Raw genomic sequence first — 15,286 nt, forward strand, 5'->3', positions numbered from 1 at the left:
CTCACCAACTCCCCGACGCGCCGCCGCCGCCGCCCGAACCGCCGCCGCCGGAGAAACCGCCGCCGCCGAAGCCGCCGCTCGAGCCGCCCCCGCTCCAACCGCCGCCGCCCCGGCTGCTGTTGGACAGGATCAATGGCAGCAGCCACCAGAGCCCGCCGCTGCGCCGCTGGCGACGGCCGAACAGTCCGAAGACACCGCCCAGCACCCAGAACAGGATGAACAGGATGAAGATCAGCGGCGGGCCGCCGGAGCCGCCCGCCTCCTGCCTGGCCGGCGCCGCCGCCGCCACGGCGGCCTTGGCCTCGTCGTCGGGCAGGGACAGCTGCTGCATGATGGCGCGCGTCCCGTCGACCACGCCCTCCTCCATCTTGCCGCTCTTGAAGGCCGGCAGGATGCGTTGCTGGATGATCAGGCTGGCGAGCGCATCGGTCAGCACCGGCTCCAGGCCGTAGCCGACCTCGATGCGGACCTTCCGGGCGGTGGGCGCGACGACCAGGATCGTCCCGTCGTCCCGCGCCTTGTCGCCGATCCCCCAGGTGCGCAGCAACTGGTAGCCGTAGTCCTCGATCTCATAGCCCTGCAGGTCGGGGACGGTGGCCACCACCAGCTGGCGGCCGGTCTTGGCCTCCAGGTCGGCGAGCTCGGCCGTGAGCTGCTGCTCGGCGCTGGGTGACAACAGGTTGGCGCCGTCGACCACCCGGCCGGTCAGCGGCGGGAACTTGGGCGCGGCCGAAACCGCGCCCGCCGAGACCACCAGGAGCGCGAGCGCGCCCAGGACCGCGAAGAAGGCCCGCGGTCCCTTCATCAGGGTCATTGGGCCGGCGCGGGCGCCGGCGCCGGGGCGGCCGGGGCGGCGTTGGTCCCGAAGTTGACGCTGGGCGCGGTCTGGGCCGCGGGACTGGCCTTGAAGGTCTCCATCGGCTTGGCCCAGCGATGCACGGTCCCGGCCCATAGGGCGCCGGGGAAGGTGCGGATCTCGGTGTTGTAGTCGCGGACCGCCTCGTTGTAGTCGCGCCGCGCTATGGTGATGCGGTTCTCCGTGCCTTCCAGCTGGCTCTGCAGGGCCATGAAGTTCTGGTTCGACTTCAGGTCCGGATAGGCCTCCTGGATCATCATCAGCCGCCCCAGCACGCCCGACAGGCGGTCCTGAGCCTCGGCATAGGCCTGGAAGGCCGCCGGATCGGTGATGGTCGAGGCGTCGACCTTGACCTGGGTGGCCGAGGCGCGGGCCTCGGTGACCTCGACCAGGACCGACTTCTCCTGGGCGGCGTAGCCCTTCACCGTCTCCACCAGGTTGGGGATCAGGTCGCTGCGGCGCTGGTACTGGTTCTGGACCTCGGCCCACTGGGCCTTGGCCCGTTCGTCCTTGGTCGGGATCGTGTTGACGCCGCAACCGGCGATCAGGACTGGCGCCAGCACCAGCAGGGCCAGGCGTGCGAAGCGATTGCTGAGTTTGGACAAGGACGAACTCCCCAGAACGTGTCAGCCAGGTTCGCCTGGCCCGTGAATAATTGGCCTGTGCTTCGTTCCTGCGCAATGACTCCGAGTCCGGGGGCTCGTCACAGTGGCGCTGGCGGCCCGCCTGGGCCCGGTGGTGAACCTGGGCCTGGCCCTAGACCGCCCCGCGGTTGACCGGGGCGGGGTCGGCGCGATCCACGTGTTCCGCCGCGGCCAGGGGCTTCAGCCCGAACAGGGGCCGCAGCACGTTCACCCGCCGGACGATCTCATAGGTGGCGAAGCAGGCGGCGAAGGTGCCGGCGATCAGGATCGCGGCCTCCAGTGCCTGGTTCATGCCCAACTGGGCCAGGTAATGGCCTGCCACCACGATGAAGGTCTGGTGGACGATGTAGAACGGGAACACGCCGAGCGTCAGATAGGTGAGGACCGGCCCGCCGCGGGTCAGGTGCTTGCCGCCGAAGCCCAGCACCGCGGCGATGGCGAACCACTGGTCCAGGGCGAAGGCGGTCTGGCGGGCGATCTCGCCCGGGCTGACCTCATTGGTGTCCGGCAGGAACCAGCTCAGGGCGGCATAGGCGCCGTAGCTTGCGATCGCCAGCAGCAGGGCCGGCCAGCGCAGGGCGATGAACCGAGACTTGAGGACCTCGGACTTGGCGATCAGGAAGCCCAGCAGGAACACGCCGAATGAGACCGCGTGGTTATACCAGTCGTCGATCAGGGCGTGGGTCACCTCGAACATCGGGAACAGGGTGGCGCGCAGGACGACCAGGGCCAGGACCGGCCAGACCAGCAGGCCCCAGCCGTCCAGGGCTCTCTCGACACCGCGGTCGAGGGTGGCCACGAGACCGCGGCCCCACTTCAGCGCCGCCGCCAGGATCAGGCTGTAGAGGAACAGATAGACCACGAACCACATGTGATTGTAGGTCGGCGTGATCAGCGGCTCGCCGCCCGGCCGCCAGTGGCCGCTGGCCGTGACGTATTTGCCGTAGAACTCGGCGAACGAGCCGGCATAGGCCAGCTTCTCGACGATCTCGTAATAGGTCTGCGGCGGCACGATCACGAACACGGCCAGCAGGATGGGCGGCAGCAGGCGCGCGGTTCGCGCCCTGGCCAAGCCGCCCGCGCTCAGCTTGTCGGCCATGAACCGCGTGGCGGCTCCGGACACCAGGAACAGCAGGGTCAGGCGCCAGGGATTGGTCAGCCACATCAGGGGCTGCAGCCACTCCACCGGATGGGGCGATTTCACGTGGAAGTCCCAGGGCACGTAGAACATGCCCACGTGGTAGAGAATCAGCAGGAAGAACGCGCCGACGCGGATCCAGTCGAGGTCGGGACGGCGCTCTGAAGAGACGGACGGGGACACGGCATCACCCTATGCGGAAGTTCGATGTTCGACCATCGGCGGGCGGGATTGCTCATGGAAGGCGCCTCGGGGCGTACGGCGCCGGGCGGGTGACCGGCGGAGCGGACAGGTGACGAACGGCGATCAATCCGGGACGGACGGGATCTTCTGGCGCGCCGTGCCGCTGTTCGCCGCCGCCATCGTCGCGCTGAACATCATAAACACCTTCACCTCGATCCACGACGATCCCGAAACGCCTTGGATCTACTTCGCGGTGGGCCAGGGGACGAGTGCGATCACCGCCGTAGCGTCCATGTGGATCCCCTGGCTGGCCTATCGCACGGCTCCGGTCGACAGCCGGCCGCGCTGGCGTGTCCTGGTCGTGCATGCGGCGGGCCTGGTGGCCTTCTCGGCCTTCCACGTGATGGGCTTCTATCTGCTGCGCATGGCGATCTTTCGCCTGCTGGACCTGCCCTACGGCTACGACCTGGCGGGCCGATTCATCTACGAACTGCGCAAGGACGCCTTCGGCTACGTGGTCGGCACGGCGGCCTTCTGGGGGATGACCCGACTCTACGGCCAGGCGCCGCCGACCCCCGCCTCGCCCGCGACGTTCGACATTCGCGACGGCGCCAGGGTGATCCGGGTCGCCCTGGCCGATATCCTCGCGGTGTCGTCGGCCGGCAACTATGTCGAGTTCGCGCTCGCCGACGGCCGCAAGCCGCTGATGCGCTCGTCGCTCTCGGCGGTCGAGGCCGAGCTCGGCCCCCGGGGCTTCGTGCGCACCCACCGTTCCTGGCTGGTCAATGTCGCCCGCGTCACAGAGTTGCGGCCCGAGAAATCCGGCGACTATTGCGTGGCCCTGGGGCCGGTCGAGGCCCCTCTGTCGCGCCGATTTCCCGAGGCCCTGGCCCGTCTGCGCGCCGGTTGACCGTTTATCCGGTAGATACCGGATTAGAATAGCTGTATATACAGAATGATGCTCTCCACGACCGAGATGGGCCGGCTCTGTTTCGGCCATCGCAGCCGCCGCGCCGCCCGCGCCGTGACGCGGGCGTTCAACCTGCGCCTGCGACCGCTTAACCTGCAGATCACCCAGTTCATCCTGCTGGGCGCCATCGCCAGGGGGCAGGACCAGTCCATCGCGGCCATGGCCGACTATGTCGACGTCGAGGCCTCCGCCCTGCTGCGGAACCTCCGGCTCCTGGAGCAGCGCGGCCTGATCGAGAGCGAGGGCGGACGCGGGCGCAAGGGCCGCCGCTTCTCGATCACCCAATCGGGCCTCGACCTGATCACCGCCGGCGTGCCCCTCTGGGTGGACGCCCAGGCCGACCTCGCGCGCGCGCTCCACGGAACCGCCGCCCAGACCCACGCCGCCCTGGCCGACCTGGAACAGGCCGCCCAGGCCATGGCCAAACTCGAAAGGTAGAGTGATGCGTAGAATCGTCGTGACCGGACTGGGCGTGGTCTCGCCCCTGGGAACCGGAACCGAGATCGCCTGGAGCCGGCTGATCGCCGGACGCTCGGGCCTGTCGCGTATCCCGGAGGATCTCGCCCCCGACGTCCCCGCCCAGGTGGCCGGGCAGGTCAGGGACAAGGCGGCCGACCCCGAGGGCGGATTCGACCTGGACGCCGCGGTCCCGGGCAAGGACCAGAAGAAGATGGACCGGTTCATTCAGTTCGCCCTGGCCGCCGCCGACGAAGCCATCGCCCAGGCCGCCTGGGCGCCGGCCACCGCCGCCGAGCAGGAAGCCACCGCCACGGTGATCGCCACCGGCATCGGCGGCTTCCCCGCCATCGCCGAGGCGGTTCGCATCACCGATGCGCGCGGCGTGCGGCGGCTGTCGCCCTTCACCGTTCCCTCCTTCCTGGCCAACCTCGCCTCGGGCTGGGTTTCCATCCGCCATGGGTTCAAGGGGCCGCTGGGGGCGCCGGTCACGGCCTGCGCCGCCGGAGTCCAGGCGATCGGCGACGCCGCCCGGATGATCCGCGCCGGCGAGGCCGACATCGCCATCTGCGGCGGGGCCGAGGCCACCATCGACCGGGTCAGCCTGGGCGCCTTCGCCGCCGCCCGCGCCCTGGGCTCGGCCTTCAACGACACGCCGGAGAAAGCCTCGCGCCCGTTCGACCAGGCCCGCGACGGCTTCATCATGGGCGAGGGCGCCGGCATCCTGGTGATCGAGGAGCTGCAGCACGCCCTGGCGCGCGGCGCCACGCCCATCGTCGAGCTGGTCGGCTACGGCACCAGCGCCGACGCCTTCCACCTGACCGCCGGCCCCGAGGACGGCGAGGGCGCGGCCCGCGCCATGCGCACGGCCCTGAAACAGGCCGGGGTCGAACCCTCAGCCGTCGGCCACCTCAATGCGCACGCCACCTCCACTCCCGTGGGCGACAAGGGCGAACTCGCCGCGGTCAAGGCGGTGTTCGGGACCGGCAAGGGTCCGGCGATCAGCTCCACCAAGTCGGCCACCGGTCACCTGCTGGGCGCGGCGGGCGGGCTGGAGGCGGTGTTCGCCATCCTCGCCCTGCGCGATGGCGTCATCCCCCCGACTCTCAATCTCGAAAACCCCGATGAGGCGGCCGAGGGCCTCGACCTGGTGGCGCTCACCGCCCGCAAGGCCGATCTCGACTATGTTCTCTCCAACGGCTTCGGCTTCGGCGGGGTCAACGCCAGCGTGCTTTTCAAGCGCTGGGAGGGTTAGGGCGGGGCGTCACGGCGGTCCAAAGTGGTTGACAGGCCTGCCTATGGCCCTTAAGGACCGCCGCTCGTTTTCGACCCCGGAGCTATTCACGTGAAGCGGACTTTCCAACCGTCCCGACTGGTGCGCGCTCGCCGTCACGGTTTCCGTTCGCGGATGGCCACGAAGAACGGCGCCAAGATCGTGGCTCGTCGCCGCGCCAAGGGCCGCAAGCGCCTGACCGCCTAAGACTCATCGGTCTTTAGGATAAGGTGTCGGCATGACCGGCGCCGCCCCGCCCATCGAACGCCTGAAAAAGCGCGCCGATTTCCTCGCCGCCGCGCGCGCGCCCTCCTGCGCCCGCGGCGCGGTGGTGCTGCAGGCCCGCGACCGGGCCGATGAAACTCCGCTCATCCGTGTTGGCTTCACCGCGACCCGCAAGGTCGGCGGCGCCGTGGTCCGCAACCGGGCCAAGCGGCGGATGCGCGAGGCCGCGCGGGTGCTTTTGCCGCAGCTCGCCAAACCCGGCCACGACTACGTATTGATCGCCCGCGGCGGCGCGCCGAGCCGTCCCTGGTTGCGTTTGCTTGACGATGTGAAAAGCGCGCTGATAAGCCTCGCGGCCGAAAGCGACGTCCCGTCCCGCGCTGATAAGCGCGCCCCCTCCCCTTCCGCCTGAGCGCGCGTCCTTATGCAAGACAACAACAACCGCAACACGATCATCTTCGTGGTCAGCGCGGTCATTATTCTGATCGTCTACCAGATCTTCGTGCTGGATCCGGCGTCCAAGCGCCGTAGCGCCGAACTGGGGAGACAGAAGGCCGCCGCGGCCCAGGTCGCCGACGTCGCCGCCAAGCCGGGCGCCCTGCCGAGCGCCGCTCCGGGAACCGTGGTCGTGTCGCGCCAGGAAGCCGCCGCCGCCAGCGCCCGGGCGCCGATCGACAGCCCGGCCCTCTCCGGTTCGATCTCTCTGCGCGGGGCGCGGATCGACGACCTGTTCCTGAAGGACTACCGCGTCAGCATCGAGAAGACCTCGCCGCCGGTGGAGCTGCTGCGCCCCGAGGGCGCGCGCCACGCCTTCTTCGCCGAGTTCGGCTGGACCGGCGCCAACCTGCCGGGCCTGCCAAATGCGGGCACCGTCTGGCAGCTGGTCGAGGGGGCCACCCTGGCGCCCGGCAAGCCGCTGGTGCTTCGCACCTCAAACGGGGCGGGCCTGACCTTCACCCGAAAGATCGAGGTCGACGACCGGTTCATGTTCACCGTCACCGACACCGTGGCCAATCTCGGCGCGGGTTCGGTGGTTCTGGCGCCTTACGCCTCGGTGCAGCGCCAGGGCGTGCCGGAAGACCTGGGCAAGAACCAGATCGTCCACGAGGGCGCCATCGGCATGCTGGACGGCAAGCTGCAGCAGGTGAAGTACGGCAAGTGGCTGAAGGAGGGGGGGCCGTCGCTCACCTCCACCGGCGGCTGGACCGGCATCACCGACAAGTACTGGCTGGCGGCGCTCATTCCCGACCAGACCGAGAAGGTGCAGACCCAATACCGGGTGACCAAGGCCGCGGGCGGCCTGGACATCTTCGAGGCCAACTATGTGGGCCAGCCGCACGTCATCGCGCCGGGCCGCCAGATCAGCGAGACCACCCGCCTGTTCGCCGGCGCCAAGACCGTGCCGGTCCTGAAGGACTACGAGGCCAAGCTGGGCGTGCCGCGCTTCGACTGGGCGGTGGACTGGGGGAACTTCTGGTTCATCACCCGCTATATGTTCGCCTTCCTCGACTTCATCTTCCGCCAGGTCGGGAACTTCGGCATCGCCATCCTGCTGCTGACCGTCGCGGTGAAGATCGTCTTCTTCCCGCTGGCCAATAAGAGCTACGAGTCGATCACCAAGATGAAGAAGGTGCAGCCGCAGATCGAGGCGCTGCGCACGAAATACAAGGATGACCCGGCCAAGCAGCAACAGGAGCTGATGGCCCTCTATCAGACCGAGAAGATCAACCCGCTGACCGGCTGCCTGCCCATGCTGGTCCAGATCCCGGTCTTCTACGGGCTCTACAAGGTGCTGACGGTCACCATCGAGATGCGGCACGCGCCGTTCGTCGGATGGATCCAGGACCTGTCGGCCAAGGATCCCCTGACCATCTGGAACCTGTTCGGCCTGTTCCCCTACGATCCGGCGACCCTGCCCCTGATCGGCGGCATCCTGAACTCCGACTTCCTGCACCTGGGCCCGCTGGCCCTGCTCTATGGCGTGACCATGTGGTTCTCCACCGCCATGAACCCGCCCGCGCCCGACCCCGTGCAGCAGAAGATCTTCCAGTTCATGCCCATCATGTTCACCTTCATCATGGCGCCCTTCGCGGTGGGCCTCCTGCTGTACTGGTGCTGGTCGAACGTGCTGACCGTGCTGCAGCAGTACGTGATCATGCGCCGCTTCAAGGTGGACAATCCCATCGACCAGATCATCGGCAAGCTGACCGGGAAAGCAAAGGCCGCCGGGTGACCGACACCGGAGACTTCGACGAGGACGAACTGGAAGCCGGCCGGGTGCTGTTCGCCCGCGAGGCCAGCTTCCTGATGGGCGCCGTGGCCATCGACGGCCTGCCCGCGCCCGATCTCCCGGAAGTCGCCTTCGCCGGCCGCTCCAATGTGGGCAAATCGTCGCTGATCAACGGCCTGGTGGGCCACAAGAAGCTGGCGCGCGCCTCCAACGAGCCCGGCCGCACCCGCGAGGTGAACTTCTTCGTCCTGGACGACCGCCTGCGCCTGGTCGACCTGCCCGGCTACGGCTGGGCCAAGGCCTCGAAGGCGACGGTGAAGAAGTTCCAGAACATGGGCCGCGACTATCTGCGCGGCCGCCCGAACCTGAAGCGCGCCTATCTGCTGATCGACGCGCGCCACGGGCTGAAGGAGGTCGACAAGGAGCCCATGGACGCCTTCGACAAGGCGGCCGTCTCCTACCAGATCATCCTGACCAAGGCCGACAAGATCAAACCGTCCGAGGTCGAGGCCATGGTCGCCAAGACCCAGGCGGCGATCGCCAAGCGCCCCGCCGCCTTCCCGCGGGTCCTGGCCACGTCGTCGGAAAAGGGCACGGGCCTGCCCGAGCTGCGCGCCGAGATCATGGCCGCCTGCGGGATCACGCTCACCTAGCGGCAGGCTTTCCCTACCCTACGTCACCGTGGAAGATGGGCCTGAAACCAACCAGGGCCCGCCACCATGCTCACCACCGCCGGCCGCACGGCCTATGACGCCGATCTCGACTCCTTCCGCGACCAGGTCCGCAAGGTGTTCGACAAGATCCTCCACCCTCACCTCGACCGCTGGGAGGAGGAGGGCATCGTCGATCGCGACTTCTGGCTGGCCTATGGCGAGGCGGGCCTGCTCTGCCCGCAGGTTCCGGCCGAATATGGCGGTCTGGGCCTCGACTACCGCTACAACGCCATCATCGGCGAGGAACTCGCCTATGCGGGCTGTTCGGCCGGCGTCACCCTGCAGTCGGACATCACCGTCGACTACCTCATCAACTACGGCTCAGAGGAGCAGAAGGCCCGGTGGCTGCCGGGCATGGTCTCGGGCGAGGTGATCACCGCCATCGCCATGACCGAGCCCGGAACCGGGTCGGACCTCCAGGGGGTCAAGACCACCGCCAAGCGGGACGGCAACCACTATGTCGTCAACGGCTCGAAGACCTACATCACCAACGGCCAGAACGCCGACCTGGTCATCGTGGTGGCCAAGACAGACCCGGCCCTGGGTTCCAAGGGCATCTCCCTGGTGCTGGTGGAACGCGACCGCGAAGGCTTCGCGCGGGGCCGCAACCTCGACAAGATCGGCCAGCACTCGGCCGACACCTCGGAGCTGTTCTTCAATGACGTTCGGGTGCCGATCACCAACTGCCTCGGCGAGGAAGGCCGGGGCTTCGCCCACCTGATGGGCCAACTGCCGCAGGAGCGCCTGCAGATCGCCGTGGGCGGTCAGGCCGGCGCCCAGCGCGCCTTCGACGAGGCGGTGAAGTTCACCAAGGACCGCAAGGCCTTCGGCCAGTCGATCTTCGACTTCCAGAACACCCGATTCACCCTGGCGGCGCTGAAGACGAAGCTGCAGGTCGGCTGGGCGCACCTGGACTGGGCGATCAAGCGCCACGTGGCCGGCGAACTCACCGCCGCCGAGGCCTCCGCCGCCAAGCTGTTCCACACCGAACTGCAGTGGGAAGCCTGCGACACGGCCCTACAGCTCCACGGCGGGGCCGGCTACATGAACGAGTATCCCATCGCCCGCCTATGGCGCGACGCGCGGGTCCAGCGCATCTATGGCGGCACCTCGGAAATCATGAAGGAAGTCGTGGCCCGCACGATCTAGGCTGTCCGTTGGGTATCCGACAGCCAAGCTAGGATGACCGACGTATGTCTGGCGCCCGTTAGGCGCTATTCTGGGCGAAAGGCCACCTCATGACCCTGGACGCGGCCCCTCCGGCGACCGATCACAAAACGCCCTACGCGCGGTCGGCCAACCGCCTGTTGGCCGCGATCGGCCGCCGGGACTTCGACCTGATCGAGCCGCATCTGGCGTCCGTCGATCTGGCCAAGGGTCAGGTCCTGTTCGAACCCGGCGACGACGTGGTGACCACCTATTTCCCCGGCTCGCGCACCATGGTCTCGCTGCTAATCGTCACCCGCGATGGCCGGGAGGTCGAGGCCGCCACCATCGGGCGCGAGGGCGCGGTGGGCGGCATCGTCAGCGCCGGGAACAAGCCGGCCTATGGCCGCGCGGTGGTCACGATCCCGGGCTCGGCCCTGGCGGTTCCCACCGCCGCCCTGGAAACCCTGAAGGCCGCTTCTCCGGCCTTCGCCGACCTCTTCTCCCGCTATGCCGACGCCCTGCTGGCCCAGCTGATGCAGTCGGTGGCCTGCAACGCGCTCCATTCCGTCGAGGCCCGCGCCAGCCGCTGGCTGCTGGCCACCCACGACCGCGCCGGCGAGGCGATCATCCACCTGACCCAGGAATCCCTGGCCGAGATGCTGGGCGTCCAGCGCACCACGGTCACCGCCGTGGTCCACGCGCTGGAAGAACGCGGCCTGATCCGCCGCCACCGGGGCAGGGTCGAGGTGGTCGACCGCCGCGGCCTCGAGCGCCAGGCCTGCGAGTGCTACGCCGCGGTGGAGGAGCACTTCGCCAATCTGCTGCCCGAGGTGACGCTGTAGCGGCCAGATCCTCCCCCAGCGCGCAGCGCGGTTTGGGGGAGGTGGATCGTCGCCTCTTCGCGACGAGACGGAGGGGGCTTCATCCACGGCAGGATGAGTCAAAGTCCCCCTCAGTCAGCTTCGCTGACAGCTCCCCCAGAGGGGGAGCATCTGGCGCTGCCACACCTACGGCCGCTTCACCACCGCGCCGCCCTTCATGACGAACACCGGCCTCTCCAGCACCGTCACGTCGCCGAGCGGATCGCCGACCACCCCCACCAGGTCGCCGTAGCGGCCCACCGCCACCTGGCCGACGTCCTTCTCCCAGCCGAGCGCCTGGGCGGCGTTGACCGTGGCGGTCTGGATCGCCTGCAGGGGCGTCGCGCCGTAGCGCACCATGACCGCGAACTGTTTGGCGTTTTCGCCGTGCGGGAAGATTCCGGCGTCGGTGGAATAGATGTGTCGCACCCCGGCCTTGAGCGACTTGCGGAAGTTCTGCCGCTGGATCTCGCCGATATCGCGGTCCTTCTGCAGGTTCTCCTCCAGCACGCCGTTCTTCTTGCCCTCGGCCTGGGTGTAGTCGGTGTTGTAGATATCCATGCCGAACCAGGCGCCCTTCTGGGCGGCGAGCTTGATCCCCTCGTCGTCCACCAGGCTGGCGTGCTCGATGGTGTCGACCCCGGCCTTGATCGCCGCGGTGATGCCGGGCGCGCCGTGGGCGTGGGCGGCGACCTTCATGCCGGCCATGTGCGCCTCCTCGACCACCACGCTCATCTCGTCGAGGGTGAGCTGCTGGGCCCCCGGCGAAGTGCGGCGCGAGAAGACCCCGCCGGTGGCGCAGATCTTGATCACCTCGGCGCCGTACTTGCGCACCCGGCGCACCGCCTCGCGGGCCTGGTCGCGGCCGTTGGCGACGTAGGGCGCCTGCTGCTGCATGGACGGCGGGAAGTAGGTGGAATCGCAGTGCCCGCCGGTGGCCCCGAAGGAATAGGCGGCCGGGATCACCCGCGGCCCGGGCACGAAGCCGGCCTCGATCGCCTCCTTCAGGCCGACGTCGCCGTAGAACTCCGAGCCGACATTGCGCACCGTGGTGAAGCCCGCCTCCAGGGTGTCCTTCGCGTGGCGGGTGGAGATCACCGTCCCGAACGCGTCGGAGAACTGCAGGGAGGTGTAGCCGCCATAGAGCGGCGAGGACGTTAGGTGGACATGCATGTCGATCAGGCCGGGCAGCAGGGTCACCCCCGGCAGGCTGACCTGCTCAGCGCCGGCGGGGATCGCGTCGCCCTGTCGGCCCACGGCCGTGATCCGCCCGTCGGTGATGATCACCAGCGGCTTCTCGGTCACCTTGCCGTTGACGACGTCGACCAGCCGCTCGGCGCTGACCGCCACGGTCTTGGCCTCCGCGACGCCGACGGAAAGCGCCGCGAGCGCGGCGGCGAGAGCAATGGAGCGCATGAAATCCCTCTGAGTTCGGAAAGCGCGGCGAAGCTAGCACGGCCCGGGCGTGCGTCGAGGCGGTGACACGCGGCTCCGCGTCGGCTATCGGAGCGCTCCTGCAGGAGGGCCGCGACCTTGACCGACGACGTCGAAGAACAGGGCTGGGCCACCGCGAAGACCCTGGCCACGGCCCTGCCCTACATCCAGATCTATGACCGCGAGGTCGTGGTGATCAAATACGGCGGCCACGCCATGGGCGAGGAGAGCGTGGCGCGCCTGTTCGCCGCCGACGCCGTCCTGCTGAAGATGTTGGGCTGCCATCCCGTGGTCGTCCATGGCGGCGGGCCGCAGATCTCGCGGATGCTGGACAAGGCCGGAGTGAAGTCGAGCTTCGTGGACGGCCTGCGGGTCACCGACGAGGCCACCATGGAAGTCGCCGAGATGGTGCTGTCGGGCGCCATCAACAAGGAGATCGCCAACTGGATCACCCTCGCGGGCGCCGAGGCCGATGTGCGCGGCGTGGGCCTGTCGGGCAAGGACGCCCGGCTGATCACCGTGGAGAAGGCGGTCCGCACCAAGAAGGACCCCGACAGCCAGATCGAACAGGCCGTCGACCTGGGCTTCGTGGGCGAACCCACGGTCATCGATCCCAAGCTGATCGAGGCCCTGATCTATGCCGACGAGGACTATGTCCCGGTGGTCGCCCCCATCGGGGTGTCGGTGGAAGGCCAGACCTACAACATCAACGCCGACACCGTGGCCGGGGCCCTGGCCGGGGCGCTCACCGCCAAGCGCATGCTCCTGCTCACCGACGTGCGCGGGGTGCTGGACGCCAAGGGCGAGCTGATCCGCCAGATGAGCGTCGCCGAGGCCCGCGCGGCCATCGACAGCGGCGTCGCCACCGGCGGCATGATTCCCAAGCTGGAGACCGCCATCGCCGCGGTGGAGTCGGGCGTCGAGGCCGTGGTCATCCTGGACGGCCGGCGGCCTCACGCGATGCTGGTCGAGCTGTTCACCGAGCACGGCTCCGGGACGCTGATCTGCGCATGACCGCCGACCTCCGCCACATCGACACCTGGCTCTTCGACCTGGACAACACCCTCTATCCCGAGGAGTCCGGGTTCATGGGGGCCGTCGAGGGGCGGATGACCGACTTCGTGGCCAAGGTCTCGGGCCTGCCCCGCGACCAGGCCTATGTCCTGCAGAAGAAGTACCTGGCCGAGCATGGCCTGACCCTGAAGGGCCTGATGCTGAACCATGGCGTCGACCCGGCCGATTTCCACGCCCTGTTCCACGACCTGTCCCTCGAGGTCCTGGCGCGGGACGAGGACCTGCTCGCCGCCCTCGCCGCCCTTCCCGGACGCCGGTTCATCTTCACCAACGCCGACGACCTGCACGCCGAGCGCGTCATGGCCCACCTGGGCCTGGACGACCTGTTCGACGATGTGTTCCACATCCACTCGTTCGGCTTCGCGCCCAAGCCCGACCCCCTGGGCTTCCAGCGGATGATCGACGCCCACGGCATCGGCCCGCGGGCCACAGCCTTCTTCGAGGATTCCGAGCGCAACCTGAAGCCCGCCGCGGACCTTGGCATGACCACGGTCCTGGTCGGCCCTCGCGCCGGCGCCTCAAGCGCCGAATTCGTCCACCATCGCACCGCCAAGCTCGCGCCCTTCCTCACCGGGGCGCGCCTGAAGGAAGCCGCCTGATGTCCGCCGATTTGAAGTCCGTGATCGAAGCCGCCTGGGAGGCCCGCGACGGGGTCAACACCTCCACGCAAGGGCCGGTGCGCGAGGCCGTCGAGGAGACGCTGAACCAGCTCGACGCCGGGACCCTGCGCGTGGCCACCCGCGGCGACGACGGCGTCTGGACCACCCACCAGTGGGCCAAGCAGGCGATCCTGCTGTCCTTCCGCCTCTTCGCCAACAAGCTGATCGAGGCCGACGCGCCCGGCCCCTACTGGGACAAGGTGCCGTCCAAGTTCACCGGCTGGGACGCCGCCCGCTTCGAGGCCTCCGGCTTCCGCGCGGTGCCCGGCTGCGTGGTCCGCCGCGGCGCCTTCCTGGCGAAGAACGTGGTCCTGACCCCGTCCTTCGTGAACATCGGCGCCTATGTGGACGAGGGGACCATGGTCGACACCTGGGCCACGGTCGGCTCCTGCGCCCAGATCGGCAAGAACGTGCACCTCTCGGGCGGCGCCGGCATCGGCGGGGTGCTGGAGCCCCTGCAGGCCAATCCGACCATCATCGAGGACAACTGCTTCATCGGCGCCCGCTCCGAGGTGGCCGAGGGCGTGATCGTCCGCGAGGGCAGCGTGCTGTCCATGGGCGTCTACCTGACCTCCACCACCCCGATCATCGACCGCCGCACCGGCGAAGTGTTCACCGGCGAGGTGCCGCCCTATTCGGTGATCATGTCGGGCAGCCGCCCCAGCCCGCACGAGGGCATGCCGTCCACCTACTGCGCCGTGATCATGAAGACGGTCGACGCCCGCACGCGCTCCAAGACCAGCATCAACGAGCTGCTGCGGGATTGATTCCACCCAGATTCAGCTGCTCCCCCTCTGGGGGAGCTGTCGGCGAAGCCGGCTGAGGAAGACCTTGACTCGCTTTCGAGCACTTCAACCCCCTCCGTCTCTCCGCTTCGCTCCGATCCACCTCCCCCAAACCGCGCCGCGCGCTGGGGGAGGATCCAGTTCGCCTCAATACGGCGTCCCGTCCTTGTGGACGTAGCCGTCCAGCTCCGCCGGGGCCGCCAGGTCGATGTCGGGATAGGCGCAGGCGTCGTCCTGCGGGCGGCGCGAGCCCACCTCCAGCAACACGGCCTCGCGGTCCGACCGGTTCTGCAGGTGGTGGCCGTCAGCGACCCCCGCCGGGAAGCCGGCGCAGTCTCCGGCCCGCAGGATCTCCTCGCCCGCTTCGGTGACCAGCACCACCTCGCCTTCCAGCACCTGGACGAACTCGTCCTCGGCGGTGTGCCAGTGCCGCTGGCTCGACCACTGGCCGGGCGGCAGGCGCAGCAGATTGACCCCGAACTGGCTGAGCCCCACCGCGTCCCCCAGCATCCAGCGCTGGCGGCCCTGGCATTGCGCGTCGAACGGCGGCGGGTAGCCCGAGCCGAATCTGGAGGGCGCGGCGGCGATGTCGATCTTCGGCATTCACAGGTTCCATTTGCGATTGGACGGCCGGAAC

Annotated in this window: 17 protein-coding genes; 12 read left to right on the forward strand and 5 right to left on the reverse strand. The window is 68.7% G+C overall.

What is annotated here, in order from left to right; genetic code table 11:
* Nucleotide 1: 1 nt before the first annotated feature.
* The 3 genes from M9M90_RS18505 to M9M90_RS18515 all read right to left on the reverse strand — a co-directional run bounded on the left by M9M90_RS18505 (nt 2) and on the right by M9M90_RS18515 (nt 2,821).
* Entirely contained in the window at nt 2-814 is an 813-nt protein-coding gene (locus tag M9M90_RS18505) for a YgcG family protein (RefSeq protein ID WP_254834711.1), read from the reverse strand.
* Nucleotides 811-1,461: a LemA family protein gene (locus M9M90_RS18510; protein WP_254834712.1), complete on the reverse strand. Its 651-nt coding sequence runs from the start codon at nt 1,459-1,461 to the stop codon at nt 811-813. The genes M9M90_RS18505 and M9M90_RS18510 overlap by 4 nt, the downstream gene beginning before the upstream one ends.
* A 151-nt stretch (nt 1,462-1,612) precedes the next feature.
* On the reverse strand, nt 1,613-2,821 hold the full coding sequence (locus M9M90_RS18515; protein ID WP_254834713.1) for an acyltransferase family protein: 1,209 nt from the start codon (nt 2,819-2,821) through the stop codon (nt 1,613-1,615).
* 109 nt (nt 2,822-2,930) lie between these two features.
* Between M9M90_RS18515 and M9M90_RS18520 the strand changes: the two genes are divergently transcribed.
* From M9M90_RS18520 to M9M90_RS18560, 9 genes are all read left to right on the forward strand, one after another.
* The gene (locus tag M9M90_RS18520) at nt 2,931-3,731 is read left to right on the forward strand and encodes a LytTR family DNA-binding domain-containing protein (protein WP_254834714.1); all 801 of its coding nucleotides are present in this window, start codon (nt 2,931-2,933) and stop codon (nt 3,729-3,731) included.
* Nucleotides 3,732-3,776: 45 nt separating this feature from the next.
* Nucleotides 3,777-4,229 carry a MarR family transcriptional regulator gene (locus tag M9M90_RS18525; protein ID WP_254834715.1) on the forward strand — a complete coding sequence of 151 codons (453 nt, stop codon included), beginning with the start codon at nt 3,777-3,779 and terminating at the stop codon, nt 4,227-4,229.
* A 4-nt stretch (nt 4,230-4,233) separates the two neighbouring features.
* On the forward strand, nt 4,234-5,502 hold the full coding sequence (gene fabF, locus M9M90_RS18530) for a beta-ketoacyl-ACP synthase II (protein WP_254834716.1): 1,269 nt from the start codon (nt 4,234-4,236) through the stop codon (nt 5,500-5,502).
* A 90-nt stretch (nt 5,503-5,592) separates the two neighbouring features.
* Nucleotides 5,593-5,727, forward strand: coding sequence for a 50S ribosomal protein L34 (gene rpmH, locus M9M90_RS18535; RefSeq protein ID WP_056731898.1), 135 nt, complete (start codon nt 5,593-5,595; stop codon nt 5,725-5,727).
* A 31-nt stretch (nt 5,728-5,758) separates the two neighbouring features.
* Nucleotides 5,759-6,157: a ribonuclease P protein component gene (gene rnpA, locus M9M90_RS18540; RefSeq protein WP_371876874.1), complete on the forward strand. Its 399-nt coding sequence runs from the start codon at nt 5,759-5,761 to the stop codon at nt 6,155-6,157.
* Between the two features lie 12 nt (nt 6,158-6,169).
* Entirely contained in the window at nt 6,170-7,978 is a 1,809-nt protein-coding gene (gene yidC, locus M9M90_RS18545; protein WP_254834717.1) for a membrane protein insertase YidC, read from the forward strand.
* The gene (yihA, locus tag M9M90_RS18550) at nt 7,975-8,628 is read left to right on the forward strand and encodes a ribosome biogenesis GTP-binding protein YihA/YsxC (protein WP_254834718.1); all 654 of its coding nucleotides are present in this window, start codon (nt 7,975-7,977) and stop codon (nt 8,626-8,628) included. The genes yidC and yihA overlap by 4 nt, the downstream gene beginning before the upstream one ends.
* A gap of 66 nt (nt 8,629-8,694) precedes the next feature.
* A complete protein-coding gene (locus M9M90_RS18555) occupies nt 8,695-9,837 on the forward strand; it encodes an acyl-CoA dehydrogenase family protein (RefSeq protein WP_254834719.1) in 1,143 nt (380 codons plus the stop codon).
* A gap of 89 nt (nt 9,838-9,926) precedes the next feature.
* Nucleotides 9,927-10,679, forward strand: a complete 753-nt coding sequence (locus M9M90_RS18560) for a Crp/Fnr family transcriptional regulator (RefSeq protein ID WP_254834720.1) — start codon at nt 9,927-9,929, stop codon at nt 10,677-10,679.
* A gap of 165 nt (nt 10,680-10,844) precedes the next feature.
* Here M9M90_RS18560 and M9M90_RS18565 read toward each other — a convergent pair whose 3' ends face one another.
* Nucleotides 10,845-12,113 (reverse strand): amidohydrolase family protein, encoded by a 1,269-nt coding sequence (locus M9M90_RS18565; protein WP_254834721.1) that lies wholly within the window; start codon nt 12,111-12,113, stop codon nt 10,845-10,847.
* Between the two features lie 117 nt (nt 12,114-12,230).
* On the opposite strand from M9M90_RS18565, the gene argB reads away from it, so the two are divergent.
* The 3 genes from argB to dapD are packed head-to-tail and all read left to right on the forward strand — an operon-like array spanning nt 12,231 to nt 14,631.
* Nucleotides 12,231-13,145 (forward strand): acetylglutamate kinase, encoded by a 915-nt coding sequence (argB, locus tag M9M90_RS18570; protein WP_254834722.1) that lies wholly within the window; start codon nt 12,231-12,233, stop codon nt 13,143-13,145.
* Nucleotides 13,142-13,804 carry a pyrimidine 5'-nucleotidase gene (locus M9M90_RS18575; RefSeq protein ID WP_254834723.1) on the forward strand — a complete coding sequence of 221 codons (663 nt, stop codon included), beginning with the start codon at nt 13,142-13,144 and terminating at the stop codon, nt 13,802-13,804. Before argB ends, M9M90_RS18575 begins: the two co-directional genes overlap by 4 nt.
* The gene (gene dapD, locus M9M90_RS18580) at nt 13,804-14,631 is read left to right on the forward strand and encodes a 2,3,4,5-tetrahydropyridine-2,6-dicarboxylate N-succinyltransferase (protein ID WP_254834724.1); all 828 of its coding nucleotides are present in this window, start codon (nt 13,804-13,806) and stop codon (nt 14,629-14,631) included. Before M9M90_RS18575 ends, dapD begins: the two co-directional genes overlap by 1 nt.
* A gap of 165 nt (nt 14,632-14,796) precedes the next feature.
* On the opposite strand, the gene M9M90_RS18585 is transcribed toward dapD, so the two are convergent.
* The gene (locus tag M9M90_RS18585; RefSeq protein WP_254834725.1) at nt 14,797-15,252 is read right to left on the reverse strand and encodes a cupin domain-containing protein; all 456 of its coding nucleotides are present in this window, start codon (nt 15,250-15,252) and stop codon (nt 14,797-14,799) included.
* Between the last annotated feature and the right edge of the window lie 34 nt (nt 15,253-15,286).

The organism is Phenylobacterium sp. LH3H17 (assembly GCF_024298925.1).
Classification (GTDB): Bacteria; Pseudomonadota; Alphaproteobacteria; order Caulobacterales; family Caulobacteraceae; genus Phenylobacterium.